Annotated in this window: 20 protein-coding genes; 14 read left to right on the top strand and 6 right to left on the bottom strand. The window is 64.8% G+C overall.

Features of this window, described 5'->3' with window-relative positions:
* The first annotated feature begins 35 nt into the window (after positions 1-35).
* The 6 genes from gyrB (at position 36) to ABIC03_RS33435 (ending at position 7,335) form a co-directional block, all read left to right on the top strand.
* Positions 36-2,471 (top strand): DNA topoisomerase (ATP-hydrolyzing) subunit B, encoded by a 2,436-nt coding sequence (gene gyrB, locus ABIC03_RS33460; protein ID WP_354064456.1) that lies wholly within the window; start codon positions 36-38, stop codon positions 2,469-2,471.
* Between the two features lie 254 nt (positions 2,472-2,725).
* Entirely contained in the window at positions 2,726-3,193 is a 468-nt protein-coding gene (gene yidI, locus ABIC03_RS33455; RefSeq protein WP_354064454.1) for an inner membrane protein YidI, read from the top strand.
* Between the two features lie 108 nt (positions 3,194-3,301).
* The gene (murA, locus tag ABIC03_RS33450) at positions 3,302-4,597 is read left to right on the top strand and encodes a UDP-N-acetylglucosamine 1-carboxyvinyltransferase (protein ID WP_275168717.1); all 1,296 of its coding nucleotides are present in this window, start codon (positions 3,302-3,304) and stop codon (positions 4,595-4,597) included.
* A gap of 211 nt (positions 4,598-4,808) precedes the next feature.
* The gene (locus ABIC03_RS33445) at positions 4,809-6,203 is read left to right on the top strand and encodes an MATE family efflux transporter (protein WP_354064452.1); all 1,395 of its coding nucleotides are present in this window, start codon (positions 4,809-4,811) and stop codon (positions 6,201-6,203) included.
* Positions 6,200-6,688, top strand: coding sequence for a DUF2867 domain-containing protein (locus ABIC03_RS33440; protein WP_354064450.1), 489 nt, complete (start codon positions 6,200-6,202; stop codon positions 6,686-6,688). The genes ABIC03_RS33445 and ABIC03_RS33440 overlap by 4 nt, the downstream gene beginning before the upstream one ends.
* Positions 6,685-7,335 carry a 2-hydroxychromene-2-carboxylate isomerase gene (locus ABIC03_RS33435; protein WP_354064448.1) on the top strand — a complete coding sequence of 217 codons (651 nt, stop codon included), beginning with the start codon at positions 6,685-6,687 and terminating at the stop codon, positions 7,333-7,335. The genes ABIC03_RS33440 and ABIC03_RS33435 overlap by 4 nt, the downstream gene beginning before the upstream one ends.
* 1 nt (position 7,336) lies before the next feature.
* On the opposite strand, the gene ABIC03_RS33430 is transcribed toward ABIC03_RS33435, so the two are convergent.
* Positions 7,337-8,452, bottom strand: a complete 1,116-nt coding sequence (locus ABIC03_RS33430; protein ID WP_275168725.1) for an FUSC family protein — start codon at positions 8,450-8,452, stop codon at positions 7,337-7,339.
* 124 nt (positions 8,453-8,576) lie between these two features.
* Between ABIC03_RS33430 and ABIC03_RS33425 the strand changes: the two genes are divergently transcribed.
* Positions 8,577-9,944 carry an MmgE/PrpD family protein gene (locus tag ABIC03_RS33425; protein WP_354064445.1) on the top strand — a complete coding sequence of 456 codons (1,368 nt, stop codon included), beginning with the start codon at positions 8,577-8,579 and terminating at the stop codon, positions 9,942-9,944.
* 6 nt (positions 9,945-9,950) lie between these two features.
* On the opposite strand, the gene ABIC03_RS33420 is transcribed toward ABIC03_RS33425, so the two are convergent.
* Both ABIC03_RS33420 and ABIC03_RS33415 read right to left on the bottom strand, forming a co-directional pair.
* Positions 9,951-11,378, bottom strand: a complete 1,428-nt coding sequence (locus ABIC03_RS33420) for a serine hydrolase domain-containing protein (RefSeq protein ID WP_354064443.1) — start codon at positions 11,376-11,378, stop codon at positions 9,951-9,953.
* Between the two features lie 145 nt (positions 11,379-11,523).
* The gene (locus ABIC03_RS33415) at positions 11,524-12,585 is read right to left on the bottom strand and encodes a helix-turn-helix domain-containing protein (protein ID WP_354064441.1); all 1,062 of its coding nucleotides are present in this window, start codon (positions 12,583-12,585) and stop codon (positions 11,524-11,526) included.
* A gap of 292 nt (positions 12,586-12,877) precedes the next feature.
* Here ABIC03_RS33415 and ABIC03_RS33410 point away from each other — a divergent pair, with 292 nt between their 5' ends.
* The 3 genes from ABIC03_RS33410 to ABIC03_RS33400 all read left to right on the top strand — a co-directional run bounded on the left by ABIC03_RS33410 (position 12,878) and on the right by ABIC03_RS33400 (position 17,338).
* Positions 12,878-13,795, top strand: coding sequence for a pirin family protein (locus tag ABIC03_RS33410; protein ID WP_354064439.1), 918 nt, complete (start codon positions 12,878-12,880; stop codon positions 13,793-13,795).
* A gap of 77 nt (positions 13,796-13,872) precedes the next feature.
* The gene (locus ABIC03_RS33405) at positions 13,873-14,787 is read left to right on the top strand and encodes a phosphoribosylaminoimidazolesuccinocarboxamide synthase (RefSeq protein ID WP_354064437.1); all 915 of its coding nucleotides are present in this window, start codon (positions 13,873-13,875) and stop codon (positions 14,785-14,787) included.
* Positions 14,788-15,121: 334 nt separating this feature from the next.
* Positions 15,122-17,338, top strand: coding sequence for an SLC26A/SulP transporter family protein (locus tag ABIC03_RS33400; RefSeq protein ID WP_354064435.1), 2,217 nt, complete (start codon positions 15,122-15,124; stop codon positions 17,336-17,338).
* A gap of 210 nt (positions 17,339-17,548) precedes the next feature.
* Here ABIC03_RS33400 and ABIC03_RS33395 read toward each other — a convergent pair whose 3' ends face one another.
* The gene (locus ABIC03_RS33395; protein ID WP_354064433.1) at positions 17,549-19,042 is read right to left on the bottom strand and encodes an NAD-dependent succinate-semialdehyde dehydrogenase; all 1,494 of its coding nucleotides are present in this window, start codon (positions 19,040-19,042) and stop codon (positions 17,549-17,551) included.
* Between the two features lie 112 nt (positions 19,043-19,154).
* Positions 19,155-19,475, bottom strand: a complete 321-nt coding sequence (locus tag ABIC03_RS33390) for a hypothetical protein (protein ID WP_007603877.1) — start codon at positions 19,473-19,475, stop codon at positions 19,155-19,157.
* A gap of 346 nt (positions 19,476-19,821) precedes the next feature.
* On the opposite strand from ABIC03_RS33390, the gene ABIC03_RS33385 reads away from it, so the two are divergent.
* Together ABIC03_RS33385 and ABIC03_RS33380 are read left to right on the top strand one after the other, a co-directional pair.
* Entirely contained in the window at positions 19,822-21,015 is a 1,194-nt protein-coding gene (locus ABIC03_RS33385; protein ID WP_354064431.1) for a serine hydrolase domain-containing protein, read from the top strand.
* Positions 21,016-21,093: 78 nt separating this feature from the next.
* The gene (locus ABIC03_RS33380; RefSeq protein ID WP_354064429.1) at positions 21,094-22,788 is read left to right on the top strand and encodes an AMP-binding protein; all 1,695 of its coding nucleotides are present in this window, start codon (positions 21,094-21,096) and stop codon (positions 22,786-22,788) included.
* Between the two features lie 116 nt (positions 22,789-22,904).
* Here the strand turns inward: ABIC03_RS33380 and ABIC03_RS33375 are convergent, their stop codons facing one another.
* A complete protein-coding gene (locus tag ABIC03_RS33375) occupies positions 22,905-23,906 on the bottom strand; it encodes an adenosine kinase (RefSeq protein ID WP_354064427.1) in 1,002 nt (333 codons plus the stop codon).
* A 125-nt stretch (positions 23,907-24,031) separates the two neighbouring features.
* Here ABIC03_RS33375 and murJ point away from each other — a divergent pair, with 125 nt between their 5' ends.
* Both murJ and trpS read left to right on the top strand, forming a co-directional pair.
* Complete coding sequence (gene murJ / locus ABIC03_RS33370) at positions 24,032-25,582, top strand: murein biosynthesis integral membrane protein MurJ (RefSeq protein ID WP_354064425.1); 1,551 nt, start codon at positions 24,032-24,034, stop codon at positions 25,580-25,582.
* Positions 25,583-25,669: 87 nt separating this feature from the next.
* Complete coding sequence (gene trpS, locus ABIC03_RS33365; RefSeq protein ID WP_354064423.1) at positions 25,670-26,722, top strand: tryptophan--tRNA ligase; 1,053 nt, start codon at positions 25,670-25,672, stop codon at positions 26,720-26,722.
* Positions 26,723-26,815 lie beyond the last annotated feature (93 nt).

The following is a 26,815-nucleotide window of genomic DNA, read 5'->3' as shown; positions in this document are numbered from 1 at the left end:
CGCCGCTGATTCGGGCGACATCTCGAAGGCCTCTCATGACAGAACCTGCTCGGCAGACGCCTGCCGAAAACGAACCCTCAAATCCGAGCGATTACGGGGCGGAATCGATCCGCGTGCTCAAGGGTCTCGACGCCGTTCGCAAGCGCCCGGGCATGTATATCGGCGACACCGATGACGGCTCGGGCCTGCATCACATGGTCTACGAGGTCGTGGACAACGCGATCGACGAGGCGCTCGCGGGTCATGCTACGCGCGTGGATGTGATCCTCAATGCCGACAATTCCGTCACCGTGCGCGACGACGGCCGCGGCATTCCCGTCGACATCCACAAGGGCGAAGGCATCTCGGCAGCCGAGGTCATCATGACCCAGCTCCATGCCGGCGGTAAGTTCGACCAGAATTCCTACAAGGTTTCCGGCGGCCTGCACGGCGTCGGCGTCTCCGTCGTCAACGCGTTGTCGAGCAAGCTGGGCTTGCGCATCTGGCGCGACAACAAGGAGCACTACATCGAATTCGCCCATGGCGATGCGGTCGCGCCGCTCAAGGTGGTCGGCGATGCGCCCGGCAGGCGCGGCACCGAGGTGACGTTCCAGGCCTCGACCGAAACCTTCAAGAACATCGAGTATGATTTCGCCACGCTGGAGCACCGGCTGCGCGAGCTCGCCTTCCTCAACTCCGGCGTCAACATCGCCCTCTCGGACATGCGTCACGCGGTCGAGAAGCGCGAGGAGATGCACTATTCCGGCGGCGTCGAGGAATTCGTCAAATATCTCGACCGCAACAAGAAGGCGATCGTGCCGGCGCCGATCATGGTGCGCGCGGAAGCCAACGGCATCGGTGTCGAGGCCGCATTGTGGTGGAACGACAGCTACCACGAGAACGTGCTGTGCTTCACCAACAACATCCCGCAGCGCGACGGCGGCACCCATCTCGCCGGTTTCCGCGGCGCGCTGACGCGCCAGGTCAACGGCTATGCGGAGGCCAACGCGAAAAAGGAAAAGATCGCGCTCACCGGCGACGACTGCCGCGAAGGCCTCACCGCCGTTCTTTCGGTGAAGGTGCCGGACCCCAAATTCTCGTCGCAGACCAAGGACAAGCTGGTGTCCTCGGAAGTGCGCCCCGTGGTCGAGAACGTACTCAACGAGGCGCTGCAGGCCTGGTTCGAGGAGCACCCCTCCGAAGCCAAGATGATCGTCGGCAAGGTGATCCAGGCGGCCGCCGCCCGCGAAGCCGCGCGAAAGGCGCGCGAGCTGACGCGCAAGAGCCCGCTCTCGGTCTCCTCGCTGCCCGGCAAGCTCGCCGACTGTCAGGAGAAGGATCCCGCGAAATCCGAGCTCTTCATCGTCGAGGGTGACTCGGCAGGCGGCAGCGCCAAGCAGGGCCGCAACCGCGAATTCCAGGCCGTGCTGCCGCTGCGCGGCAAGATCCTCAATGTCGAACGCGTGCGTCCCGACAAGATGCTGGGCAGCGAGCAGATCGGCACGCTGATCACCGCGCTCGGCACCGGCATCAGCGACGAGTTCTCGATCGAGAAGCTGCGCTATCACAAGATCATCGTGATGACGGACGCCGACGTCGACGGCGCCCACATCCGCACGCTGCTGCTCACTTTCTTCTACCGGCAAATGCGCGAGATCATCGACGGCGGCTACCTCTACATCGCCCAGCCGCCGCTCTATAAGGTCAACCGCGGCAAGTCCGAGCAATATTTGAAGGACGAGCGGGCGCTGGAAGACTATCTGATCGACACCGGGCTGGACGATTGCCTCTATATTCCCGGCAGCGGCGGCGATCGCACCGGCCGCGACCTGCGCTCGCTGGTCGACGACGCCCGCGCCGTCCGCGGCATCCTGCGCAGCCTGCACACCCGCTACAATCGCAAGGTGATCGAGCAGGCCGCCATCACCGGCGTGCTCAACAAGGCGATCTACGGCGATCCGGAGAAGGCCGCCGCGGCCGCGCAATACATCGCCGCCCGCCTCGACACGCTCGCCGACGAGGTCGAGCGCGGCTGGATCGGTCAATATGTGGAAGGCCAGGGTTTCCAGTTCGAGCGCACGGTGCGCGGCGTCAAGGAAGTCGCCCTCATCGACGATGCCTTCCTGGGCTCGGTCGAAGCCCGCAAGCTCGACGAGTACACGGTGAAGCTCCAGGACGTTTATGCCCGCCCCGGCAAGCTGCGGCGCAAGGACGTCGAGCACATGGTCTACGGGCCGGTCGATCTGTTCGAGGCCGTCACCGACGCCGGCCGCAAGGGCGTCACGCTGCAGCGCTACAAAGGTCTGGGCGAGATGAACCCGGAACAGCTCTGGGAGACGACCCTGGATATCAATGCGCGCTCGCTGCTCCAGGTGAAGGTCAAGGAGGTCGACGAGGCTGACGACATCTTCACCAAGCTGATGGGCGACGTGGTCGAGCCGCGCCGCGACTTCATCCAGGAACATTCGCTGAGCGCGACGATCGATATCTGAGATCGGTCGTACCGGCGATCTTGTTGCGGCCCATCCTTCGAGACGCCCGCTTTGGCGTGCTCCTCAGGATGAGGTCTCGCTTCGCGGCGAAACTCTAAACCCTCATGGTGAGGAGCGCCGCCTGCGGCGCGTCTCGAACCACGAGGCAGAGCCGTCAGGAGCTTGTGCTCGGCTCTCCCTGAACCTCACCACCCGCGATCGCGACGAAGTGGCATGAACCCGCGAGGCCTGTTCCGGCCGGGAAGCGCCACGCCATGACCTGCTCCGTAGCAACCAGTTCCGCTGTGCCATCTCGCCGTCTAGGCATCATCGGCAGCATTGTCGGCATGCTGGCGCTGATGGCGGCGGTGTTGCCGCATTGGGTCGTCCCGATCGTGTTTCCTCCATCACCGGCGGATCAGGTCATCGTCGACACCGGACACCGCATCAAGGACCGCGTGATCGCGCGGGTGAAGGGCATGGAGTATCAGGCTCCGAAAGTCGAGAAATCGGCTGGACGAAGCTGGAGCGAAGCCTCCTCGGTCACCGCGATCTCGCTCGGCCTGCTCGCGATCCTGCTCTCGGTCCTTGCGCTCATTTTTCGGGAGGAACGGCTGCTCGCCGCCGTGGCGGCCACGCTCGGCACCGGCGCCGTCGCGATCGAAATCTCCTTTGTCGTGATCGGCGCGCTGATTCTGATCGCGATCCTCTATGTGGTGGCGAATATCATCGGGCTGTTTTAAGGCCCTTCGGGCAGGCTCGAGCCGCGGCCGGCGCAATTGCTACCGCGCTCAATTCTCTGTAGTTTCCGCCTCGAAAACCCGCCCCACCAACAGGACAGCGAGAACCCCGTGGCGCCCATCCAGTACATCGTCGAGGGCGGTCACCGGCTCTCGGGCTCGATCGAGCCGTCCGGCAACAAGAATTCGGCGCTGCCGATCATCGCCGCAGCCCTGCTCACCGAGCATCCGGTGACGCTGGAAAACGTGCCGCGGATCCGCGACACCGAGACGCTGGTCGAACTGATCCGCTCGGTCGGCGCTGCGGCGGAATGGACGGCTCGCAACACGCTTCATATTCACGCCAAGAGCATCCGCGCCGCCGATCTCGATCCTGAGCTGTGCGTCCGCATCCGCGCCTCGATCCTCCTCGCGGGCCCCCTGCTCGCCCGCTGCGGCGAAGTGATGCTGCCGCCGCCCGGCGGCGACGTCATCGGCCGCCGAAGGCTCGACACGCATGTGCTGGCGCTCGAGCAATTGGGGGCCAAGGTCACCGCGACCGACCGACTCGAATTCCGCGCTTCGAAACTGACCGGCGCCGACGTGTTCCTGGACGAGCCCAGCGTGACCGCGACCGAGAACGCGCTGGTCGCGGCCGTCGCCGCCGAAGGCACCACCTATTTGCGCAACGCCGCGTCCGAGCCGCATGTGCAGGACCTCGCCAACTTCCTGGTCGCGCTCGGCGCTGGAATCGAGGGCATCGGCACCAACACCATGATCGTGCACGGTCCGGCGACGCTGGGCGGTGCGACCTACCGGATCCAGCCCGACCATATCGAGGTCGGCTCGCTGATCGGGCTTGCGGCCGTGACGCGTTCGCCGCTTCGCATCACGCGCGCGGGCGTCGAGCATCTGCGCTCGATCCGGATGGGGTTCGAGCGGCTCGGCATCGTCTGCCGCATCGAGGGCGACGATCTCATCGTGCCCTCGAACCAGACGCTGAAGATCCAGGACGATTTCGGCGGCCACGTGCCGAAGCTGGAAGACCAGCCCTGGCCGGCCTTCCCGGCCGACCTGATGTCGATCGCAATCGTCACCGCAACGCAATGCGAGGGCGTGATCCTGATGTTCGAGAAGATGTTCGAATCGCGGATGTTCTTCGTCGACAAGCTGATCGCGATGGGCGCGCGCATCGTGCTGTGCGATCCGCATCGCGCCATCATCGCAGGGCCGAGCCGGCTGCACGGCGCGACGATGACCTCACCCGACATTCGCGCCGGAATGGCCATGCTGCTCGCGGCCGTCTGCGCCGAGGGCACCTCCACGATCAACAACGCCGACCAGATCGAGCGCGGCTACGAGCGCATCGACGAACGGCTGAATGCGCTCGGCGCGAAGATCAGGCGCGTACCCGAACGGAAGGGGTGAGACGCTTTTCCCTTCTCCCCTTGCGGGAGAAGGTGGCGCGAAGCGCCGGATGAGGGGTTCTCTCCGCAAATTCACATCGCGAGAGATGGACTCGCGGAGACAACCCCTCACCCGTCTCGCCGCTACGCGGCAAGCCACCCTCTCCCGCAAGGGGAGAGGGGAAGAAGCGGAAGCCATGTTTTCGTCGCCCGGCTGTGCTATTGACCCGGCCATGCTCGACACCATCCAACCCCGTACGCAGCCGCAAGCCGGCGTGCCGCTAAATCCTCTCGCCGACGAATTCGTCGAGACGCTGCGGCTGGCCGTGCCGATGATGCTGACGCAGCTCGGGCAGATCGCGATGATCACGACCGATCTCGCGCTGATCGGGCGGCTCGGCGAGAGCGCGGTCGCAGCAGCAGCGCTGGCGCATACGGTCTATTTCGTCAGCTTCACCTTCGGGCTCGGATTGATGGCGGCGGTGTCGCCGCTGGTCGCGCAAGCCTTTGGCGCCGGCGATATCAGACGCATCCGCCGCTCCTTGCGCGTCGGCTTGTGGGTCGCGTTGCTGATCTCGCTGCCGATGATGGCCTCGCCGCTCTATGGCGAGCACATCCTGGTCGCACTCGGTCAGGCGCCGCACTCGGCCGCGCTCGCCCAGCGCTATCTGAACGGGCTGGCCTGGGGCATCGCGCCGGCGCTCGGCTTCATCGCGCTACGCAGCATGATGAGCGCGGTGAACCGGCCGCAGGCCCCGCTGTGGATCACGCTCGCGGCGATCCCCGTCAATGCCGCGCTGGTCTACGTCCTGATCCATGGCCTGTTCGGCCTGCCGGAGCTCGGCCTGTTCGGCGCGGGGCTTGCGACAACGCTGGTCAATCTCGGCACGTTCGTCGCCACGCTCGCCATTGCGGGCCTGCGCAAGCCGTTCGCGGACTATCGTCCGCTTGCCCATTTCTGGCGGATCGACTGGCCCCTGATGCGAAAACTGATCGCGATCGGCGCCCCGATCTCGTTCTCGCTGCTGCTGGAATACGGCCTGTTCTCTTCGGCGGCGCTGCTGATGGGGTTGATCTCGACCACTGCGCTCGCGGCGCATCAGATCGCGCTCCAGGTTACCGCCGTGCTGTTCATGGTCCCGCTCGGCATCGGCATGGCGGCCACGGTGCGGGTCGGCCATGCCTTCGGCCGCGGTGAGCCGCTCGCGGTGAAGCGCGCAGGTCTCGTCGCGGCCGTGATCGGGATCGCGTTCGTCTCGGCCCTGACCGTCGCGATCATCTTCGGCCGCTATCAGCTCGGACGGCTGTTCTTCGGGAGCGGCGATGCGAGCATGGCGAGCGTCGAGCTGACAGCGAAGCTGCTGCTGGTCGGCGCGACCTTCTTCATCGCCGATGCTATCCAGACCATCATGGGCGGCGCGCTGCGCGGCATCAATGACACCAGGATGACATTGGTATTCGCCGCGATCGGCTATTGGTGCGTGGGCTTTCCGATCGCCTGGTGGCTTGCCTTTCACGCCGATCTCGGCGCGGTCGCTGTCTGGATCGGATTGTCGATCGGATCGTTCGTCTATGCCGGGCTTCTGATCTTGCGCTTCCGGATGCTGACGCGCAAACTGGCGGGATGAACGGAACCGTCCGCGAAGTCACTCCCAATGTCGATGCCGGCACGCTGCTGGCCGGTGCGCATTTCATCGACGCCTTTCGCGTGGAGATCGGCACAGCACCGGTGAATGCCCGCGAGGCCTGCACGAGGATGGTGTTGCACGGACTGCGCTGGATCGATGCACTGATGCGCCTGCGCAATATTCTGGTGGCGCCATTCGGTCTGAAGACATCGGGCGAGGGCGCGCCGGCGCCGGGCGGTTTGATCGGCCCGTTTCCGGTGCTCAGCGAAACGCCGGAACGGCTGGTCGCCGGCTTCGACGATTCCCACCTCGATTTTCGGCTCGTGGTCGATGTGACAGGCGAAGCGACGGGACGGCGGGTGACCTCGACCACGCTGGTGCGGACGCATAATCTGCTCGGCCGCACCTACCTTGCGGCTATCATGCCCTTCCACAAGCTCGTGGTCCGCGGCATGATGAGCCGGATCGCCGAGTCGGCGCGATGACGCTCTCGGTCGACCTCTTCTACTCCTTTCGCAGCCCGTTCAGCTATCTGGCGCTCCCTAAGACGCTAAAGCTCGTCGAAGACTACGACCTGACGGTGAATTTGCGGCCCGTCTATCCGCTCGCAGTCCGTGTGCCCGGGTTTTTCAAGAAGGCCAGCCCGAACTTCATTCGCTATGTGGTGCTCGACAGCACGCGCGTGGCGCAGCACGAGGGCATTCCGTTCCGCTTTCCGAGGCCAGATCCGATCGTGCAGGACAAGGTGACGTTCGATGTCGCGGCGGAGCAGCCCTACATCCACCGCCTGACTCGGCTTGGTGCCATGGCGCAGCTCGAGGGACGGTCGCTCGCATTCACTGATGCGATCGCCCGCGTGCTGTGGGACGGCTCGGTGGCGGGCTGGAATGAGGGCGATCATCTCGCGCGCGCCGCCGACAAGGCCGGCTTTGATCTCGCCGAAATGGATGCCGCGATCACCGCAGACCCGGATCGCTACGAGCAGGTGATCACGGAGAACGAGAAGGACCATGCCGGCTCCGGCCATTGGGGCGTACCGACCTTCGTGTTCGACAACGAGCCGTTCTTCGGCCAGGACCGCATCGATTTGCTGGTCTGGCGCATGGAAGGCAAGGGCTTGATGCGGCGTTAGCTCACTCCGCCACGCGCGCGGGCTTGTCGGCCGCGGCCTCCGACCATTCGCCGACGACGCGGTCGAGATCGCAAAGATTCTGGTGCATCTGCTCCAGCGAAAAGCCGAGCGCGAAGAAGCGCTCCGCGGTGTCGCTGGGCTGGCCACGGATCAGGCCGTCCTGGCGCACGGCGGCGACCGCCTCGGCATAATGCTGGAGCGCGACATGCACGGGATGGATCGGCGGAGCGCCGGCGCCTTCGCGCAAGGCCGCGGCGGCCGAACGCAGGAAGCGTGCGATCACGGTCGAGACTTCCGTCAGCGGCGCGGCAAGCCGTGTCTGCACCTCGGCCGGCAACGGCACCACGGTCGCGCGGCCGATCATCACGACGTCATGGCGCAGCCGCAAGATCGTGCGCAACAACGGGCCGGTGTCCGGCCCGCTCGACAATCGCGCCGAGCGCTCGCGCTCGGCTTCGGCGCCGATGGTATTCATGCCAACCATTGCGGTGCCGATACCGTCCTGAATCCGATGCAGCGCGTCATTGTCCCGGCCGCGCGTCAGGCCGGCGAGCAATTCGGTGAAGGCCTCTGCGATCAGTTCGAGCAGCTTCGCCGCGCTGGCGCGGATTTGCCGCACCGCGCGCGATGGCAGCACCAGGAAGGAGACCAGCAACCCAGTGATGGCGCCGACCGCGACTTCGCTGACGCGATCGATCGCCGAGGCCATGGGATCGGCATGATGCATCGACGGAAGCACGAGCACGATCACGGCCGTCACCGTTGCAGAGCTCAGATTTGGATAAATGGATGCGACAAAGGCAAGCGGCGCCACGGCCAGCACCAGCAGACCCAGCAGTCCCAGTTCGCCGGAATAGGGGATCAGGATCGCGATAGCGCCGCCATAAATCGCGCCGCCGATGGTGCCGAGCATGTAGTCGCGCGTCGCCTTCAGCGAGCGCCCGACGCTCATCTGGGTCACGATGATGGAGGTGAGGACGGCCCAGAGCGGCAACAAGAGATGCAGCGCGGTGGCGAGCGCGTAGGCGCCGGTGGCCGCCACCGTGACCCGGATCGCCAACCCCAATTGGGTCTTTCGCGACCAGACCCGGTCGAACAGCTCTCCTGCGAATGCCATGGTCGCGTATCCCGGTCCAACTCTGGTAAAGCCAGCCAAAAGCATAGCTGATGCCCGCGGCCCCGAGGCCGCTTGAAAGGCCAAATCAGCCCGCCTAACTTGCGCGCCAAAACGAGGAAACACGATGGCTCACGAAACCGCAACGCTCGCCGCCTATGTCGCCAACCTGAAATTCCAGGATATTCCGGCGGAAGTGCTGGATCGGGCAAAAGTGCTGACGCTGGACTTCCTTGGCAGCGCGATCCGGGCCCGCAGCGAAGCGGAATCGACCCCCTCGATCCTGAAGATGCTCGAGGCGCTCGCGCTCGACACCAAAGGCGAATCCACCGTGTTCGGCGACAGCAAGACCTGGACGCCGGCGGTCGCGGCGCTGCTCAACGGTGCGCTCGGCCATTCGCTCGACTTCGACGACACCCACGCCGATTCCTCGCTGCACCCGAGCGCGCCGGTGGTTCCGGCCGCCTTCGCCATCGGCGAGATGGTCGGCGCGTCGGGCCGCGACGTGCTGACCGCGATCGTTGCGGGCTATGAGGTCTGCTGCCGGCTCGGCAACGCGCTCGACCCGACCTCGCATTATGCGCGCGGCTTCCATCCGACCGCCACCGCCGGCACCTATGGCGCAGCAGCGGCCGCCGGCAAACTGTTTGGCCTGTCCGAGCAACAGCTCATCGCCGCCTTCGGCGTCGCCGGCAGCCAGGCCGCGGGCTCGCTGCAATTCCTGGTCAACGGCGCCTGGAACAAGCGCTACCAGGTCGGCGCCGCCGCGATGAATGGCGTGATCGCCGCGACGCTGGCGCGCAACGATTTCGTCGGCGCGACGGAATCGGTCGAGGGCAAGCACGGCCTGCTCACCGGCTACACCGACGATGCGCATCCCGACAAGGCGGTCGCCGAGCTCGGCAAGACCTACGAGACCATGAAGATCGGCGTGAAACCGTATCCGAGCTGCCGCTATACCCACGCCGCGATCGACGCGCTGATCGCGATGCGGCGCGAGCACAATCTGACGCCCGATCAGGTCAAGCGCGTCGAGATCGGCCTGCATCGCAACGGCATCACGCTCACCGGCGACGCCGCGACCAAGCGGCACCCGACCTCGATCGTCGGCGGCCAGTTCTCGATGTTCTTCACCGGCGCGCTCGCGCTCGACCAGGGCTCATTTGGCTGGGACGACTACAACCGCCTGGGCGACGCAGCCATCGACGCGCTCGCCGACAAGTTCGACGTGGTGCAGGACGATCGCCTCGAAGTCGGCCGCACCCATCCGTTCGGCGCCCGCGTCAGTATCACCACCGACCACGGCGTGCATGAGCGGCTCTATGCCGATCCCTCGGGGGAGCCGACCTCCTTCCCCGACGCGCAGGCGATGCAGCAGAAGTTTTTGACGCTGGCCCGCCCGGTGCTGAACGCGCGCGCGGAGAAATTCGCGGACGCGATCATGACGCTGGAGCGGTTCGATCGCGTGGCGAAGGCGACGGAGCTGGGGAGGTGAAGCACCTCAATTCACCCCCGCCACCTTCCCTTTGTCGCGCGTAGCCGCAACCACGTCGCGCACCAGATCGAACACACCGTCCGCTTCCGGCGGCCAGTTCGGCGAACGGCCTAAACGCACGATCACCAGCCGCTCCGACGGAATCACGATCGTATACTGCCCGATCGTACCCTTGGCGAAGAAGGCATCGCGCGGCCAACCGTGATCGACGCGGAAGGTCGCGCCAAAGCTGTCGCCCTGGTTGGTCCAGAAGCCGGCGCCGATACCAACCCACGCGCCTGGCGTCGCCGACGCCGAGTAATTCACCCATCCCTCGGGCAGGATGCGCCGGGCGCCGGCGACGCCGCCGTTGAGATAAAGCTGGCCGAACCGTGCCCAGTCGCGCGCGGATGCGAGCATCTCGCTCGAACCCTTGATCGTGCCGGCGCCGTCGAGCTGGAGCGTGACGTGGCGCATGCCGAGCGGCGCGAACAATTCGCGGCGCGCGAAGGCAAGCGCATCGGCTGGATTGCCGCCGACGGCATTGCGGATCAGACGCGCGAGCATGATGGTGTTGCCATCGTGGTAATTCCACACGGTGCCCGGCGCGGTCGCAAGCGGCATGCTCGCGGCATAAGCCGCCATGTCGTCTTCGATGAATTTCATGCGATTGACCGGCTCGAAGGCGGAGCCGAGCGAGGCCTGAAGCGAGCTGCCGAGCGCCAGGCCCGCGGTGTGGCGTAGCAATTGATCGACGGTGATGGCGTGACGCGGATCGTCCGGATTTGTCCAGGCAGCGACCGGTGCGGGCCCATCGAGTTTCAGTCTGCCCTGGCGCACGAGGACCCCAGTGAGAGCCGAGATCACGGACTTCGTCATGGAGAAACCGAGCAGCGGCGTCTCCGGTCCGATGCCGTCCGCATAGCGCTCGGCGATGATGCGGCCCGATTTCATGACGACGATTGCGCGGGTGCGGCGGTGTGGCTGCGATGTCGGCTCGGCGAAAGCGCGATCAAGCGCGGCTGACAGCTCCGGGCTTTGTGGCGATACGACCGCGGGCCCGGCGATCTCGGGCAGCAAAGCCGGCTGCCTGTCATCAGGCGGCAGCCTGACGTCGGCGATATCAGTGCCGTGCTCGAGCGTGCAGCCGAGGCCCTCGCGATAGACGGCATGGCTGCGGCCAATGCCGAACAGCGTCACCGTGACGTCCTTGCGTGCGCGATCGACCTGATAGTCCATCGCCCAGGTGAGCAGACCGGCGTCCGGCATAGCATCGGCGGTCTCGGACAAATTACGCCTGACATCGAGGCCCGAGACAAACGTCTCGGAACAGAGCACGTCGGCGATGAAGCCGGTGGCGATCTTGGGTACGTCATGGGCGCGAACCGCGCCGAGCGCGAGGCCGGCAAAGACGACGGTGGTGGTGAGAAGGACAATCTTGCGGCGGCGGGTCACAGGCTTGCTCCGGCTTGAGGCGTGTGCCGGAGACGAGACGGCATTCACGCGATGCCCGCTCGCCGGATCTGGAAAACGGCATAGCTGAAAACCGCGAGACGCTCGCCGATTCCAAAATAACCTAGATATTTCAGTACACTAAAGATTAGACAGCATTCACCTTGAGCCGCCGATATTCCGTCGGCGTCACGCCGGTCACGGCCTTGAAGGCGCGGTTGAAGGGGCCGAGCGACTGGAAGCCGGAATCCATCGCGATGGTGATGACGGGGACCTCGGCTTGGGCGGGATCGGCCAGCGCGGCCTTGGCCTCCTCGATCCGGTGGTTGTTCAGGAACACATTGAAATTGCGGTAGCCGAGCCTCTGGTTGATCAGCCGCCGCAGCCGGTATTCGGGAATTTTCAGCCGGCCCGCCAGCACGCCGATGCTGATGTTCTCCTGGCGATAGATCCGCTCGTCCGCCATCAGCCGCATCAGGGCGTCGATGAGCTTTTGGTCGGCGGCGTCCTCGCCAACAGGCTGGCTCGCCGCGATCGCCGGCGCAGCATCCGTGGCGGCTGGAAACAGGTCGGCGCCGTCCACGCGCATGATCGCATAGGCGATGGCCGCGACGATGCTGGCGAGCACGCCGGTATTGACGGTGTTGGCGACATCGCCGACGTCGCTGCCGACCACGAGGATCTGGAGCAGCGCGTTCAGTCCGCCATAGAGCGCGGCAGCACAGACGATGAAGATGCGAACACGGCGGCGGCGCTCGACCAGATCGGCCGACCATGAGCCGATCGTCTGCATGATCGTGAGCGCAATGAAGCCGAGCACGATCAGGTTCACCGCGGTGACGGCGAACCGGACATGTCCGCTCGGTGCGATCCAGAGACAGCTGACGAAGCTGAAGGCTGTCACCGCCCCCCAGGTCAATCCGTGCCACCGGTGCAGGCGAAACTCGTCGTCGAACAGCGCGCGCGTGAACAACCAGAACACCACGATATTGCCAGTCGAGAACGCGACCAGCGGCGCATGCCATGCCGGGACCAGCGGCGATACACCGACGGAATAGCTCGCGGCATGCGCGGCCGAGCCGAGCGCAAAGGCCGCACCGAGCCGGGCTGCCAGCACATTGCGGAAATCGCTGACAAGCGATGCCGTCAGCACTAATAGCAACGCCACAGAAGCGGCGCGGAATGCGAGTTCAAGGGCGGCTGATGTCATCAGATGCTGTGGCCATCGGTATGGGCGAGCCGAACATCGTCCGTCGGGTTGATTTTTTCAAGCACCATCCGCACCACAGCTGTCATCGTCCGGCTTGACCGGACGATCCAGTACTCCGAGAGGGTTGTAATCGAGCTGATGGGCCGCGGCGTACTGGATCGCCCGCTTTCGCGGACGATGACAGTCGTGCATGCGGCACTGCTGCCGTCACAACGTCTGAACCCGGCTTTGTCGCGACGGCGGTGTAAATTTCTGCTAGCGTCGGGACCAAGAAAGCCAAAAGGACTCCATCATGAGTTGGCAACCCTCGAACGATCCCGTGCTCGGCGATCCCATGTCCTGCGATGCGCTCGATCTCGTCATCGTGCCGCGCACGCGCGATCTCGGCGATGGCTTCGCGGTGCGGCGCGCATTGCCGCACGGCAAGCGGCAGATGGTCGGTCCCTTCATCTTCTTCGACCATTTCGGGCCTGTGCAATTCGTCTCCGGCAAGGGCATGGACGTCCGGCCGCATCCACATATCGGGCTTGCCACGGTCACCTATCTCTTTGACGGCGCGATCATGCATCGCGACAGTGAGGGCAACATCCAGGAAATCCAGCCCGGCGCGATGAATTTAATGACAGCCGGCCGCGGCATCGCGCATTCCGAGCGCACGCCGGATGTGCAGCGCGCCTCGGGGCAGAAGATGCTGGGCCTGCAAAGCTGGATCGCGCTGCCGGCCGGATCGGAAGAGATCGCCCCGTCGTTCCAGCACTACGGCGCGGGTGACCTGCCGATGGTCTCCGAGCGCGACTTCACCGCGAAGGTGATTGCGGGCTCGGCTTTCGGCATCACCTCGCCTGTGTCGATGGTTTCGCCATGGTTCTATACCGAGGTCACGGCGGTCGCGGGCGCGACCGTGCCGCTCGATCCTGATCATGAGGAGCGCGCCATCTATGTCGTCGACGGCGAGGTCGAGATCGCGAACGAGCGCTACGAGGGGCCGCGGCTGCTGATCTTCCGTCCGGGCGACCGCATCACGGTGAAGGCGCTCAAAGCCACGCGGATGATGTTTCTGGGCGGCGACGCCCTGGAGGGCCCGCGCCACATCTGGTGGAATTTCGTGTCCTCCAGCAAGGAGCGGATCGAGCAGGCCAAGCAGGACTGGAAAACCGGCCGCTTCGCGGCAGTTCCGCAGGAACATGAGTTCATTCCGCTGCCGGAATAGGCTATCCCGGTTTCCGGTCGCGCGATCAGGTGCGGCCGGATTTCCTGTCGCAAGGCCTTGCTCCGAAAGTTCTGCCGATGACCGCCATGCTCTCCAGCGACCTGCCGCTGCCCAAGATCGGGCGCGGCAAGGTGCGCGATATCTACGCCATCGATGACGACCGCCTGCTGCTCGTCACCACCGACCGCATCAGCGCCTTCGACGTCGTGATGGGCGAGACCATCCCGATGAAGGGCGCGGTGCTGGCGCAAATCAGCGCGTTCTGGTTCAACGAGCTCGAAGGCGTGGTGCCGCATCACATGATCAGCGCCGACACCGACGAGATCATCGGCGCCGTGCCGGCCTTGAAGCCGCATCGCGCAGAAATTCTCGGCCGCGCCATGCTGTGCCGCCGGACCACGGTGTTTCCGATCGAATGCGTGATCCGCGGCTATCTCTCGGGATCGGCGTGGAAGGAATATGCGGCAAGCGGCACGCTGGCCGGCGAGAAGCTGAAGGCGGGTCTCGTCGAGAGCGAGAAGCTGGAGCCTTCGATCTTCAGCCCGGCGACCAAGGCCGAGACCGGCCATGACGAGAACATCACAATCGCGAAGATGCGCGAGGTCGTCGGCGACGAGACGGCCTACACGCTCGAGAGCATGACCCGCGCGATCTACACGCTCGGCGAGGAGCTCGCCCGCGAGCAGGGCATCATCATCGCCGACACCAAGTTCGAATTCGGCCGCGACAAGGACGGCCGGATCATCCTGATCGACGAAGTCATGACGCCGGACTCCTCGCGCTTCTGGGCCGTCGACGCCTACAAGCCGGCCCAGCCGCAGGCGAGTTTCGACAAGCAGCCCTTGCGCGACTATCTCGACGTCGAGCGCCGCGCCGGCCGCTGGAACGGCGACGCCCCGCCGCCGCCTTTGCCGGCAAGCGTGGTGGACGCAACCAGCAAGCGGTATCTGGAAGCGTATCGCCGCGTGACGGGAAGCGAGCTGAAGATCTAGCGCAGGCGCTATCGTCGTCCCGGCGAAGGCCGGGACCCATACCGCGAGGTCTATCGATCGCTGACGGTTCTAATCCCGAACAATCGATCTTCGCCACACATCTCCCTGGGGGTATGGGTCCCGGCCTTCGCCGGGACGACACCGAGTATGTGTGCCTGCTCGGTGACTCTCCATCCGCCTGCTGCGCATGATTGGCCGTTCGCACGCCGTGGACCGAATCCTCACCGAATGCTCCCGAAACTGTCGGGTACTCCACATTTGAAAGAAACTTGTTGCGCTACCGTCCGAGTCGTCTACCTCTCGGAGGGGAATATTCACGAGCGAGTGTCACGGCGTGACAGATCCAGCAATTGGCTTCACTCCGTCGACCGGACTTAATCCGGCCCTCAAGCGCGCGCTGAACGATATATTGGGCGGGAGCGCCGCCAGCGTCCTGACCGTCACGTTCGGACTATCCTACTCGCTGCTGATCTTCGCGGGGCCGTTGTCGCCCTATCTGTCCTACGGCATCACGGCAACTTTCGTCAGCTCCGCGGTGCTTGCGGCCATCATCGGGCTCGGCAGCTCCCTGCCCTTCGCGATTGCAGCCCCCGACAGCTCGACCGCCGCGGTGACGGGTATCCTGGCCGCCTCGGTGGTCGAGCGCATCGAGACGGCGAACCTGTCGGCGCCGTTGCTGTCGCCGATCCTGATCACGCTCGGCCTGTCGACCATGCTGACAGGATTGGTGCTGTGTGGACTAGGCCTGACGCGGCTTGGCCGCGCCATCCGCTACGTGCCCTATCCTGTGGTCGGCGGCTTCCTCGGCGCAACCGGACTTCTCATCGTCATGGGTGCGGTCCGGGTGATCACCGACCATCCGCTGCAATTCGCGACACTGTCGCACTTCGCCAACCGCACTGTCGTGCTGGAGCTCGGTGCCGCCTGCGTGATGGCGCTCGTGCTGTATCTCACCTGGCACCGCTCGCGCAGCCCGTTCGGACTGCCGATCATCCTGGTCGCGGGCATGCTCACCGCGCATCTGGCGTTCTGGATCACCGGCGTTTCCTTCGATGACGCGCGCACATTGGGCTGGACCTTTCAGCCCCCGCCGCAAGCGGCCTTCATGCTGCCCTGGCATACCGACGATCTCGCACGGTATCCCTGGTTTGCCATCCCGGACCTGCTTGGCAATGTCGTCGCCGTCATCTTCGTCACGGCCTCGAGCACGCTGTTCAACACCACCGGCATCGAGGTGGCCACGCATCGCGAAGCCAATCTGGAGTGTGAGCTGAACGTCACCGGCGCCGCCAATATCCTGACCGGCATGCTGGGCGGCTACCCAGGCTGCAGCTCGACCAGCCGCTCGATGCTGAATTTTTCCAGCGGCGGCCGCGGGCGTCTGTCCGGCCTCACCGTCGCGGCGCTGTCACTGCTGATGCTCGCTGTCGCGCCCGATCTGCTCGGCTTCATCCCCAAATTCGTGCTTGGCGGCCTGTTGCTCTATCTCGGCGCCGACCAGTTGCACAAATGGATTATCGAGTCGCGCAAGCGGCTGTCGAAGTTGGAATATCTGTCGCTGATCGCCATCATCGCGATCATCGTCGCCTGGGGTTTCGTGCCGGGCATCCTGATCGGCGTCATCATCGGCTGCGCGACGTTTGCATTCAGCGCCGCGCGGGTGGAGTCGATCAAATACAGTTTCGACGGCTCGGAGTACCGCTCCTCGCTCGACCGCTCGCGCGACGACCAGGACGTGCTGCTGGCCCATGGCGGCAAGATCCAAGGCCTCAATCTCCAGAGCTATCTGTTCTTCGGCTCGGCCAACCGGCTCTATCAGCACGTCAAACGGCTGCTGCAGGAACGCCCCGAATGCCGCTATCTGCTGTTCGACTTCAAGCTCGTCACCGGCGTCGATTCATCGGCCGCGTATAGCTTTGCCCAGATCAAGCGCAGCGCTGGCGAACTGGGCGTCGAGCTGATCCTGGTGCATCTGTCGGCTGCGGCCGAGAAGGTGCTGCGCTCCAGCGACTTCGTCGGCGAGGGCGTCACCATCATTCCCGAGCTCGATCACGCGCTGGAATGGTGCGAAAACGAGCTCATCTCGCAGCATCAGGAGCTGGCGCAGGAAGAAGCCAGCCTGCGCGACTGGTTCACGCGAATGCTCGGCAGCGAGGACGGCGCCGACGAGCTGATCCGCCGCTGCCAGCGCATCGAGGTCGAAGCCGGCGAGGTCATCGTGCAGGCCGGCGATCCCGCCGATTCCATGCATTTCATCCTCGACGGGCGCGTCGGCATCATGATTCCGGCCGACGACGACCGCACCACGCGCGTGCGCAGCCTCGGCCGGTACACCACGATCGGCGAGATGGGGCTGGTGTCACGGACACCGCGTAGCGCCACCATCCAGGCCGAAGTCGACAGCGTGCTCTACGTGCTGAATACGCACCAGTTCGACGCCATCAAGACCGAGGATCCCGCGCTCAGCCACAAGCTGCTGACCTATTTCGTGTCCGTGATGGCGGAGCGGCTGACCTTTGCGAATCGCACGATTGCGGTGTTGAGGCGGTAGCGAACGCCGTTGGGTAATTAGCGCACCACACATTGGATGTCGTCCTGGCGAAAGCCAGGACCCATACCGCGGAATCTATCTCTCGCAGGCGGTGCAAGTACCGGACCACCAATCTTCGCCAAACGCCTCGCTGGGGTAACGGGTCCTGGCTTTCGCCAGGACGACCCTGGAGGGGGCATTGCGTTCATCACATCCGCGAAGACGGCGAGGCTACACCCCGGCCATCATCACGTATTTGATCTCGACATATTCTTCCATGCCGTGATGCGAGCCTTCGCGGCCGAGGCCGCTTTCCTTGACGCCGCCGAAGGGGGCGACTTCGGTGGTGATCAGGCCAGTGTTGACGCCGACCATACCGGATTCCAGCGCCTCGGCGACACGCCAGACGCGGCCGAGATCGCGGGAGTAGAAGTAGGAGGCGAGACCGAACGGCGAGGCGTTGCACATCGCGATGACGTCGGCCTCGTCCTTGAAGCGGATCACCGGTGCGAGCGGGCCGAAGGTTTCCTCCTGCGCCACCAGCGAGTCCGGCTTGACGTCGGCAAGGACGGTCGGCTCAAAGAACGAGCGCCCGAGTTCGCTGCGCTTGCCGCCGGTGACGACCTTGGCGCCGCGCTTGACGGCATCGGCGATGTGGCGCTCGACCTTGTCGACCGCTTTCAAATTGATCAGCGGACCCTGCGTGACGCCGGTTTCCGTGCCATCGCCGATCTTCATCGCCGCAACCTTCTTCGACAGCTTCTGCACGAACTCGTCGTAGATCTTGTCCTGGGCGTAGAGGCGGTTGGCGCAGACGCAGGTCTGGCCCATGTTGCGGTATTTCGAGACAATCGCGCCTTCGACCGCCGCATCGATATCGGCGTCATCGAACACCACGAACGGAGCGTTGCCGCCGAGCTCAAGGCCGAGCCGCTTCACACCGACGGAGGCCTGCCGGTAGAGAATCTTGCCGACCGCGGTCGAGCCGGTAAAGCCGACGAAACGCACGGCCGGATGCTCGCACAGCACCTTGCCGATCGGCGCTGCATCGCCGGTGATGATGTTGAGCACGCCCTTGGGGATGCCGGCCTTCTCGGCGAGCACGGCCAGCGCCAAGGCCGAGAGTGGCGTCTCGTTGGCGGGCTTCAGCACCACGGTGCAGCCCGCGGCCAGCGCCGGCGAGACCTTTCGGGTGATCATCGAGTTCGGGAAATTCCACGGTGTGATGGCGCCGCAGACGCCGATCGGCTGCTTGATCGCAAGCAGGCGCGCATCGGGCCGCTGGGTCGGGATGGTCTCGCCATAGACGCGGCGGGCCTCCTCGGCGAAAAACTCGATATAGGCGGCGCCGATGTCGACCTCGCCGAGCGCTTCGGCGAGCGGCTTGCCCTGCTCGGAGGTGAGGATCAGCGCGAGGTCCTCGCGATTGGCGACAATCAGCTCGAACCATTTGCGCAAAATATTGGAGCGCTGCTTGGCAGTGTGCTTAGCCCAGGCTGGGAACGCGCGTTCGGCCGCTTCGACCGCCTTGGTGGCATCATCCGCGGAGAGCTGCGGAACCTTTGCAAGCTCGACGCCGGTCGCGGGATTGTTGACGGCGAAGCCCGGCGAGCCGACCCAGGCGCCGTCGATGTAGCAGGCCTCCTTCAGAAGCGACGGGTCCTTCAACCGGTCGCGCAGATTGGACGTGGCGTGCTGAGCAAGTGCGGTGGCGGTCGGGGTCATGGCGTTGCTCCCAGAGGGCTTTTCAGGTTCGCCCGCAATATAGGGACAGGCGGCGCGCAATGCACCGTCCCGCAACGCGCATCTGCTGGAAGCCAGGCTCGGAGCGGCGGACTTACGCCGCGCCGCTCAAATAGGTCTCGCGCCGCCCGATCATGCGCTCGGCGGCGGCCTTGGCGTCGGCCTTCGAGGAGGTCGCGCAGGTCCGGTATTCGAGATCAGGGACGTCGGAGGCGTTGCGGCGGCCGAACCAGGACTTTGAACCGACCGGCAGCAATGCAAGCGCCTGCGCCAGATTGTCGACCGCGCCAAACGAATAGAGCGCACCGGTGCCGGCGATGCGGACCTCATAGATGCCGGGCGCGATCGGCGCTTCCAGGTTTTCGCCCCGTCCGGGACGGGGATAGCGCTTCCATTCGCTCCAGGTGGAAATCATCTGAGGTCCCCTCACGGCCGGTGGGCGGCCGCCAAATTTGCATCAAGTCTTAACGTTGGCCCGCGATTGAGCCCGGTGCTGAACGCCACAACTCACAAAATGTTTCAAGTGCTCGAAAACTTTTGAAACATTTCGCCCAGGCCATCCAAGGTCACGGCTGGTTGCGGCCATCCACCGAAGATTGTGACGGCGTGTTGCGGTTCGGCCTGTTGTCGTCCTGCGTGGGTGACGGACCGTCAAGTCACGACATCGCGACCGCGGCAGGTATGTGGATGTGCTTGCCGCGCGGCGCCCGCGGGAGGACAATCGATCGCTTCCAACAATAATCAAACCGGAGGAAACGCGTATGCAAGGCAAAGCTGAGATCGACCAGATTCTGCGCCAGAAGAGCGAAGCCAGGGAGATTCCGGGCGTCGTCGCCATCGCCGCCAGCGGTACCGACGTGCTGTATCAGGGCGCGTTCGGCAAGCGCGACCTGTCCAAGCCGGATGCGATGACCGCCGACAGCGTATTCTGGATCGCATCGATGACGAAGGCGGTGACATCGGCCGGCGCGATGCAGCTCGTCGAGCAAGGCAAGCTGTCGCTGGATGCGCCGATCGGCGACGTGTTGCCCGATCTCGCCAAGCCGCAGGTGCTCGAAGGTTTCGACGCCAAGGGCGAACCAAAACTGCGGCCGGCCAAGGGGCCGATCACGCTGCGCCAACTCATGACCCACACGGCAGGCTTCTGCTACAACATGTGGAACGGCGATCTCGCGGTCTATCTGGACAAGAACGGCATCCCCGCCATCACCACCTGCCAGAACGCGGCGTTGAAGACGCCGATCATGACTGATCCGGGCACGCGCTGGGAATACGGCACCAATATCGATTTCGTCGGCAAGGCGGTGGAAGCTGTCAGCGGCAAGCGCCTCGATGCCTATCTGCGCGACAATCTGTTCGCACCGCTCGGCATGAGCGATACCGCTTTCAAGATCACCGACGACATGCGTAAGCGCCTGGTCGGCATGCATGCGCGCGGCGAGGATGGCCAACTCGCCGCGATCCCGTTCGAGCTCGAGCAGGAGCCCGAATTCCACATGGGTGGCGGCGGCCTCTATTCGACCGCAGCCGACTATATCAGGTTTACCCAGATGATCCTGAACAAGGGCCGCGGCAACGGCAATCAGGTGCTGAAGGCCGAGACCGTCGCGACGATGGGGCAGAACCACATCGGCGACCTCGCCATGGGCAAGATGACCACGGCGGCGCCGATGTACACCAACGACGTCGATCTCTACCCGGAACAGGTGAAGAAGTGGGGCCTCAGCTTCATGATCAACACCGCCAAGACCGCCGAGGGGCGTAGCGCGGGCAGCCTCGCCTGGGCGGGCCTCGCCAACACCTATTACTGGATCGATCCGGCGCGCGACGTCACCGGCGTGATCCTGATGCAACTGCTGCCGTTCGCCGACGCAAAGTGTCTCGAGGCCTTTGCCGGCTTCGAGCGCGGCGTCTATGCCGGGCTCGATGCCGGCAGCGGGCAGAAGGCCGCGTAAGGCGCGCCTGACTCTCACGACGCGTCACGGCCGGGCTTGTTGTCCCGGCCGTCACGCAGCTGGCTGGAGGACATCATTTTGGCAGACAAAGCCGACAGTTACGTTTGCGGCATCTCCGACACGCCGCTGCTCGGCAACACGATCGGGCGCAGCCTCGATCAGGCCGCGCGGCGCTGGAGCGATCGCGAGGCGCTGGTCTCGCCCAGCCACGGCGTGAGATGGACATGGAAGGAGTTTGCCGAGCGGGTCGACGCGCTCGCCGCCGGCTTTGTCGCGCTCGGCCTCGAACGCGGCGAACGGATCGGCATCTGGTCGCTGAACCGGCCGGAATGGACGCTGACACAATTCGCCGCCGCCAAGGCCGGTCTCATCCTGGTGACGATCAATCCGGCCTACCGGCTGAGCGAGCTGGAATTCGCGCTTCACAAGGTCGGATGCAGCGCTATCGTCACCGCGACGGCGTTCAAGACCAGCAACTACATGGACATGCTCAACACGCTGTTGCCGGAGCTTGCGAGCGCCAAGCCCGGACAATTGCGCGCCGCGCGGCTGCCGGCGTTGCGCATCGTGATCCAGATCGGCGGCCCCGCCTGCCCGGGCACGATCCCGTTCGACGAGGTCGCCGGCATGGGTGGAACCCTGCACCGCGAGCAGCTCGCCGCGCTCAGTGCCGCCCTGCAATTCGACGATGCCGTCAACATCCAGTTCACCAGCGGAACGACGGGATCGCCCAAGGGCGTGACGCTGACCCACCACAATATTCTCAACAACGGCTATTTCGTCGGCCGCGCCATGCGCCTGACCGAAGCGGACCGCATCTGCATTCCGGTGCCGCTCTATCATTGCTTCGGCATGGTGATGGGCAACCTCGCCTCAGTCACGCTCGGCGCAACGATGGTCTATCCCGGTGAGGGGTTCGATCCGCTCGCGACGCTGCGGACGATCGAGCAGGAGAAATGCACCGCGCTGTACGGTGTGCCGACGATGTTCATCGCCGAACTCGACCACGGCGAATTCTCAAACTTCGATCTAACGTCGCTGCGCACCGGCATCATGGCCGGTGCACCCTGCCCGATCGAGGTGATGAAGCGCGTCAACAGCGAGATGAACATGGGCGAGGTCACGATCGCCTATGGCATGACCGAGACGAGCCCGGTCAGCTTCCAGAGCGCCGTCGACGATCCGCTCGATCGCCGCGTCTCGACGGTCGGGCGAATCCATCCGCATGTCGAGGTCAAGGTCGTCGATCTCGATGGCAAGATCGTCAAGCGCGGCGAACGGGGCGAGCTCTGCACGCGCGGCTACAGCGTGATGCTGGGCTACTGGGATGAGCCGGAGAAGACCGCGGACGTGCTCGACGCCAACGGCTGGATGCATACCGGCGACATCGCCATCATCGACGACCAGGGTTATTGCAACATCGTCGGCCGCATCAAGGACATGGTGATCCGCGGCGGCGAGAACCTCTATCCACGCGAGATCGAGGAATTTCTCTACCGCCATCCCAAGATTCAGGACGTGCAGATCTTTGGCGTTGCGGATACCCGCTACGGCGAGGAGCTCTGCGCCTGGATCCGCGTCAGGTCCGGCGAGACGCTGACGTTGGAAGAGGTGCGCGCCTTCTGCGATGGCCAGATCGCCCACAACAAGATTCCGCGATACGTGGAATTCGTCGACGAGTTTCCGATGACCGTGACCGGAAAGATCCAGAAATTCCTGATGCGCGACAACGTGGAGCAACGGCTTGGGCTGAAGGCCGCGAAGACTGCGTAGGTTGCCAACCCAATCGTCATTGCGAGCGCAGCGAAGCAATCCAGAATCTTTCCGCAGAGGCAGTCTGGATTGCTTCGTCGCTGCGCTCCTCGCAATGACGGGGGAGAGAGTCCGCGCTACACGGTCAGGCCGCGCTGCCCGGCGAGCTCCTTCAGCGACACCTGCGGACGCGCGCCGATGTGCTGGATCACTTCGGCGGCCGCGAGCGCGCCGAGCTCGCCGCATTGCTTGAACGGCAGGTTGCGCGCCAGGCCATACAGGAAGCCGGCAGCGAACAGGTCGCCGGCGCCGGTGGTGTCCACGAGTTTCGCGATCGGAGACGCCGGCGCTGCGACTGCGTCAGTTGGCGTCACCACCACGCAACCCTTCTCGCTGCGGGTGACCACGCCGAGATTGACGTCATTGCGCAGCTGCTTGAGCGCGGTGTCGAAATCCGAGGTCTGGTAGAGCGAATGCAGTTCGGACTCGTTGGCGAATACGATATCGACGGTGCCGTTGCGCATCAGCCCGAGGAACTCGTCGCGATAACGATCGACGCAGAAGGAATCCGACAATGTCAGCGCGACCTTGCGGTTGGCATCATGGGCGATCTTGGCCGCCTTGACGAAGGCGTCCTTGGCGTTCTTGGGGTCCCAGAGATAGCCCTCGAGGTAGACGATGCCGGCCCCTGCGATCTCGGCGGGATCGATGTCGGCGGGCGACAAATCCTGCGCGGCGCCGAGATAGGTGTTCATGGTGCGCTCGCCGTCATCCGTCACCAGGATGTAGGAGCAGCCGGTCGCAGGGCCGTCCTTCGCCGCGGGCGTATTGAAGGCGACGCCGGCAGCGCGGATGTCGTGGACGTAGAGCTTGCCGATCTGGTCGTCCTTGACCTTGCCGACATAGGCGGCGCGCGCCCCGAGGCTGCCGATGCCGACGATGGTGTTGGCGGCCGAACCGCCGGAAACTTCCGTCGCCGGGCCCATGTCCTTGTAGATGGCGGCGGCCCGCGCCTCGTCGATCAGGGACATGCTGCCCTTGGTCATGCCGTGCTTGCCCAGAAAGGCTTCGTCGGTCTTGACCAGTACGTCGAACAGCGCGTTGCCGATGCCGAGAACGTCATATTTCACGTCAGCCATTCACCTTGATCCTGTTTGGCGGATTGCGATACCCGCGGAAATCCGCTTCCTGTCGGTCTGAAATCTGGCTCGCGGCCTATCACGACCGGCCCTTCGCGGGCAAGCAACGGTATTATGCAGTTCCGATGATCCGCTCCTTCCTGACCGTCTCGACGGGGACACTGGCTTCACGGCTGCTGGGCTTTGCACGCGATTCCCTGATCGCGGCGCTGCTCGGCACCGGTGCCGTGGCGGACGCGTTTCTAGCGGCATTTCAGCTCGTCAATGTGGTGCGGCGCCTGCTTAGCGAGGGGGCCCTGAATGCGGCGTTGATCCCAGCCTGGCTGCGCGTTCGTGACCACGAAGGCGAAGTGGCTGCGGCGGCGTTCGCGGGACGCGTGCTCGGTACGGTCAGCGCAGGCCTGATCGCAATCTCGATCGTGATTGCATTTCTGATGCCGCTGATCATCATGATCATCGCGCCGGGCTTCGTCGGCAGCGCATCGCTCGATCTCGCCGTCCAGAATGCGCGGCTGATGCTGCCTTATCTCGCCTTCGCGGGACCCGTCACGGTGCTGATGGGCCTGCTCAACGCGCAGGGTCGCTTTGCTCTCACCGCGTTCTCGCCGCTGCTGTTCAACATCGCCCTGATCGCCGCCATCGCAGCACTCCTGCTGTGGCACGCCGATGCAATCGTCGCCGCGTGGATGCTGGCGGCCACCGTCGGCATCGCCGGCCTGTTGCAGCTCCTGATGCTGCTGTCGCAGCAAAGTGCGCGTCTGGCGACACCGCTGCGCGTGAGCTTCGACAAGGACATGCGCGGCTTCTTCGCCAAGGCGATCCCGGGCATGATCGCAAGCTCCGGCCCGCAATGGCTGATGGTGGCCGGCGCGATCATCGCCTCCGCCACGCCTGCCGCGGTCTCCTGGCTCTATTTCGCCAACCGCCTGATCGAGCTGCCGCTCGGCATTGTCGGCGTCGCCATGGGTACGGTGCTGGTGCCGGAGCTGACGCGCGCGGTGAGAAGCGGCGACCGTGACGCGGTTGCGCATGCGGAATCGCGCGCGCTGGAACTCGCGACCGGGCTGGCTCTGCCGGCGACGTTCGGCCTGATCGTGCTGGCCGAACCGATCGTGCGGCTGCTGTTCGAACACGGCGCCTTTGGCGCGGAGGACAGCGCGGCCACGGCGCGCGCTCTGATGTGGCTGGTGCTGGGACTACCGGCTCACGTGCTGATCAAGGCGCTGTCCTCGGCCTATTTTGCCCGCAGCGACACCATGACGCCGCTGCTGGCGACAGCGAAGGGGTTCGTGGTCGCGGTCGCGCTCGCGATCCTGCTCGGTCACTTCTTCGGCGCAAGCGGGATCGCCGCCAGCATTGCCGCCGGCGCCTGGAGCAGTGCGATCTCGCTGCTCCGGAAAGGCAGCAGTGAATTCGGCTTCTCGGTCGATGCCGCCGCCCGCAAACGGCTGCCGCGAATCGTGCTCGCCGCGCTCGCCATGGGCGCCCTGCTCTGGCTGACCGCGGGCCTCTTGCCTTCGGAGGCCCATGGGCTCATCCGCTTCATTGCGCTGGGCTCACAGATCGGCGCCGGAATCGTCGTCTATGGCTTGCTCCTGCAAATCCTCGGCGTCGCGTCCTGGCGCGAGGCGGCCGGTGCCTTGAAGCGCCCCGCCCGGCCCGATCCCGGCGCCTGAGGTTAGCGAAATACCCTTGACGAGGCAGCGCCGCTGTTGGAAACGACGCCCGATTATCTCCAGGAAAGCTTGCCAGGACAGCTAACCATGCCATTCGTTGAACGGGTTTTTTCGGGCGTCCAGCCGACGGGCAATCTGCACCTCGGCAATTATCTCGGCGCGATCGTCAACTTCGTGAAGATGCAGGAAACCCACAACTGCATCTATTGCGTCGTCGACATGCACGCGATCACGCAGGGCGTGGACGTCTGGGGCGGACCGGTCGAGCTCGCGCGCAACACCCGCGAGGTCACCGCGGCGTTCATCGCCAGCGGCATCGATCCCAAGAAGCACATCGTGTTCAACCAGAGCCAGGTCTCGGGCCATGCCGAGCTCGCCTGGATCTTCAACTGCGTCGCGCGCATGGGCTGGCTGGGTCGCATGACCCAGTTCAAGGAGAAGGCCGGCAAGGACCGCGAGAACGCATCCGTCGGGCTGTTCGACTATCCCGTGCTGATGGCGGCCGACATTCTGCTCTACCGCGCCACCCACGTGCCGGTCGGCGAGGACCAGAAGCAGCATCTCGAGCTCTCGCGCGACATCGCGCAGAAGTTCAACAATGACTTCGCTGACTCGATCCGCAGCCAGGGCGCCAATGACGGCCTGTTCTTCCCGCTGCCGGAGCCCTTGATCACGGGCCCGGCGACGCGCGTGATGAGCTTGCGCGACGGCACCAAGAAGATGTCGAAGTCGGACGCGTCCGATAATTCACGCATCAATCTGACCGACGACGCCGACACCATCGCGCAGAAGGTGCGCAAGGCCAAGACGGACCCCGAGCCGCTGCCGACCGAGGAGAAGGGTCTGGAAGCGCGCCCCGAGGCCGACAATCTCGTCGGCATCTACGCAGCCCTCTCGGGCCGCTCCAAGGCCGACGTGCTCAGGGATTTCGGCGGCGGCCAGTTCTCCAGCTTCAAGAATGCGCTGGTGGAGCTGTGCGTCACCAAACTCGCGCCGATCGCCGGCGAGATGAAGCGCCTCGTCGCCGACCCCGGCCATATCGACGCGATCCTGAACGACGGCGCCGACCGGGCCCGCGCGATCGCCGACGAGACCATGAAGCTCTCGAAGGACATCGTCGGCTTCATTCGCCCGCGCTAAGGCGCGTTCGCGCAAACGCGGCCGACGCCACCGCGCCGGCCGCTTCTGCTCTCCCCAAGCACGACGGAGTGTGGCAGCATGTCAGCCGTGCAC

Source organism: Bradyrhizobium sp. RT6a, assembly GCF_040547675.1.
Lineage (GTDB): Bacteria > Pseudomonadota > Alphaproteobacteria > Rhizobiales > Xanthobacteraceae > Bradyrhizobium.
The sequence above is the reverse complement of the archived record's forward strand: the minus strand, read 5'-3'. Positions and strand labels throughout refer to the sequence as shown.

Bases quoted from the DNA above. Each gene is read 5' to 3' on its own strand.
- gyrB (WP_354064456.1), top strand. From the start codon at position 36: ATGACAGAACCTGCTCGGCAGACGCCTGCCGAAAACGAACCCTCAAAT.
- yidI (WP_354064454.1), top strand. From the start codon at position 2,726: ATGACCTGCTCCGTAGCAACCAGTTCCGCTGTGCCATCTCGCCGTCTA.
- ABIC03_RS33445 (WP_354064452.1), top strand. From the start codon at position 4,809: ATGCTCGACACCATCCAACCCCGTACGCAGCCGCAAGCCGGCGTGCCG.
- ABIC03_RS33440 (WP_354064450.1), top strand. From the start codon at position 6,200: ATGAACGGAACCGTCCGCGAAGTCACTCCCAATGTCGATGCCGGCACG.
- ABIC03_RS33435 (WP_354064448.1), top strand. From the start codon at position 6,685: ATGACGCTCTCGGTCGACCTCTTCTACTCCTTTCGCAGCCCGTTCAGC.
- ABIC03_RS33430 (WP_275168725.1), bottom strand. From the start codon at position 8,452: ATGGCATTCGCAGGAGAGCTGTTCGACCGGGTCTGGTCGCGAAAGACC.
- ABIC03_RS33425 (WP_354064445.1), top strand. From the start codon at position 8,577: ATGGCTCACGAAACCGCAACGCTCGCCGCCTATGTCGCCAACCTGAAA.
- ABIC03_RS33415 (WP_354064441.1), bottom strand. From the start codon at position 12,585: ATGACATCAGCCGCCCTTGAACTCGCATTCCGCGCCGCTTCTGTGGCG.
- ABIC03_RS33410 (WP_354064439.1), top strand. From the start codon at position 12,878: ATGAGTTGGCAACCCTCGAACGATCCCGTGCTCGGCGATCCCATGTCC.
- ABIC03_RS33405 (WP_354064437.1), top strand. From the start codon at position 13,873: ATGACCGCCATGCTCTCCAGCGACCTGCCGCTGCCCAAGATCGGGCGC.
- ABIC03_RS33395 (WP_354064433.1), bottom strand. From the start codon at position 19,042: ATGACCCCGACCGCCACCGCACTTGCTCAGCACGCCACGTCCAATCTG.
- ABIC03_RS33390 (WP_007603877.1), bottom strand. From the start codon at position 19,475: ATGATTTCCACCTGGAGCGAATGGAAGCGCTATCCCCGTCCCGGACGG.
- ABIC03_RS33385 (WP_354064431.1), top strand. From the start codon at position 19,822: ATGCAAGGCAAAGCTGAGATCGACCAGATTCTGCGCCAGAAGAGCGAA.
- ABIC03_RS33375 (WP_354064427.1), bottom strand. From the start codon at position 23,906: ATGGCTGACGTGAAATATGACGTTCTCGGCATCGGCAACGCGCTGTTC.
- murJ (WP_354064425.1), top strand. From the start codon at position 24,032: ATGATCCGCTCCTTCCTGACCGTCTCGACGGGGACACTGGCTTCACGG.
- trpS (WP_354064423.1), top strand. From the start codon at position 25,670: ATGCCATTCGTTGAACGGGTTTTTTCGGGCGTCCAGCCGACGGGCAAT.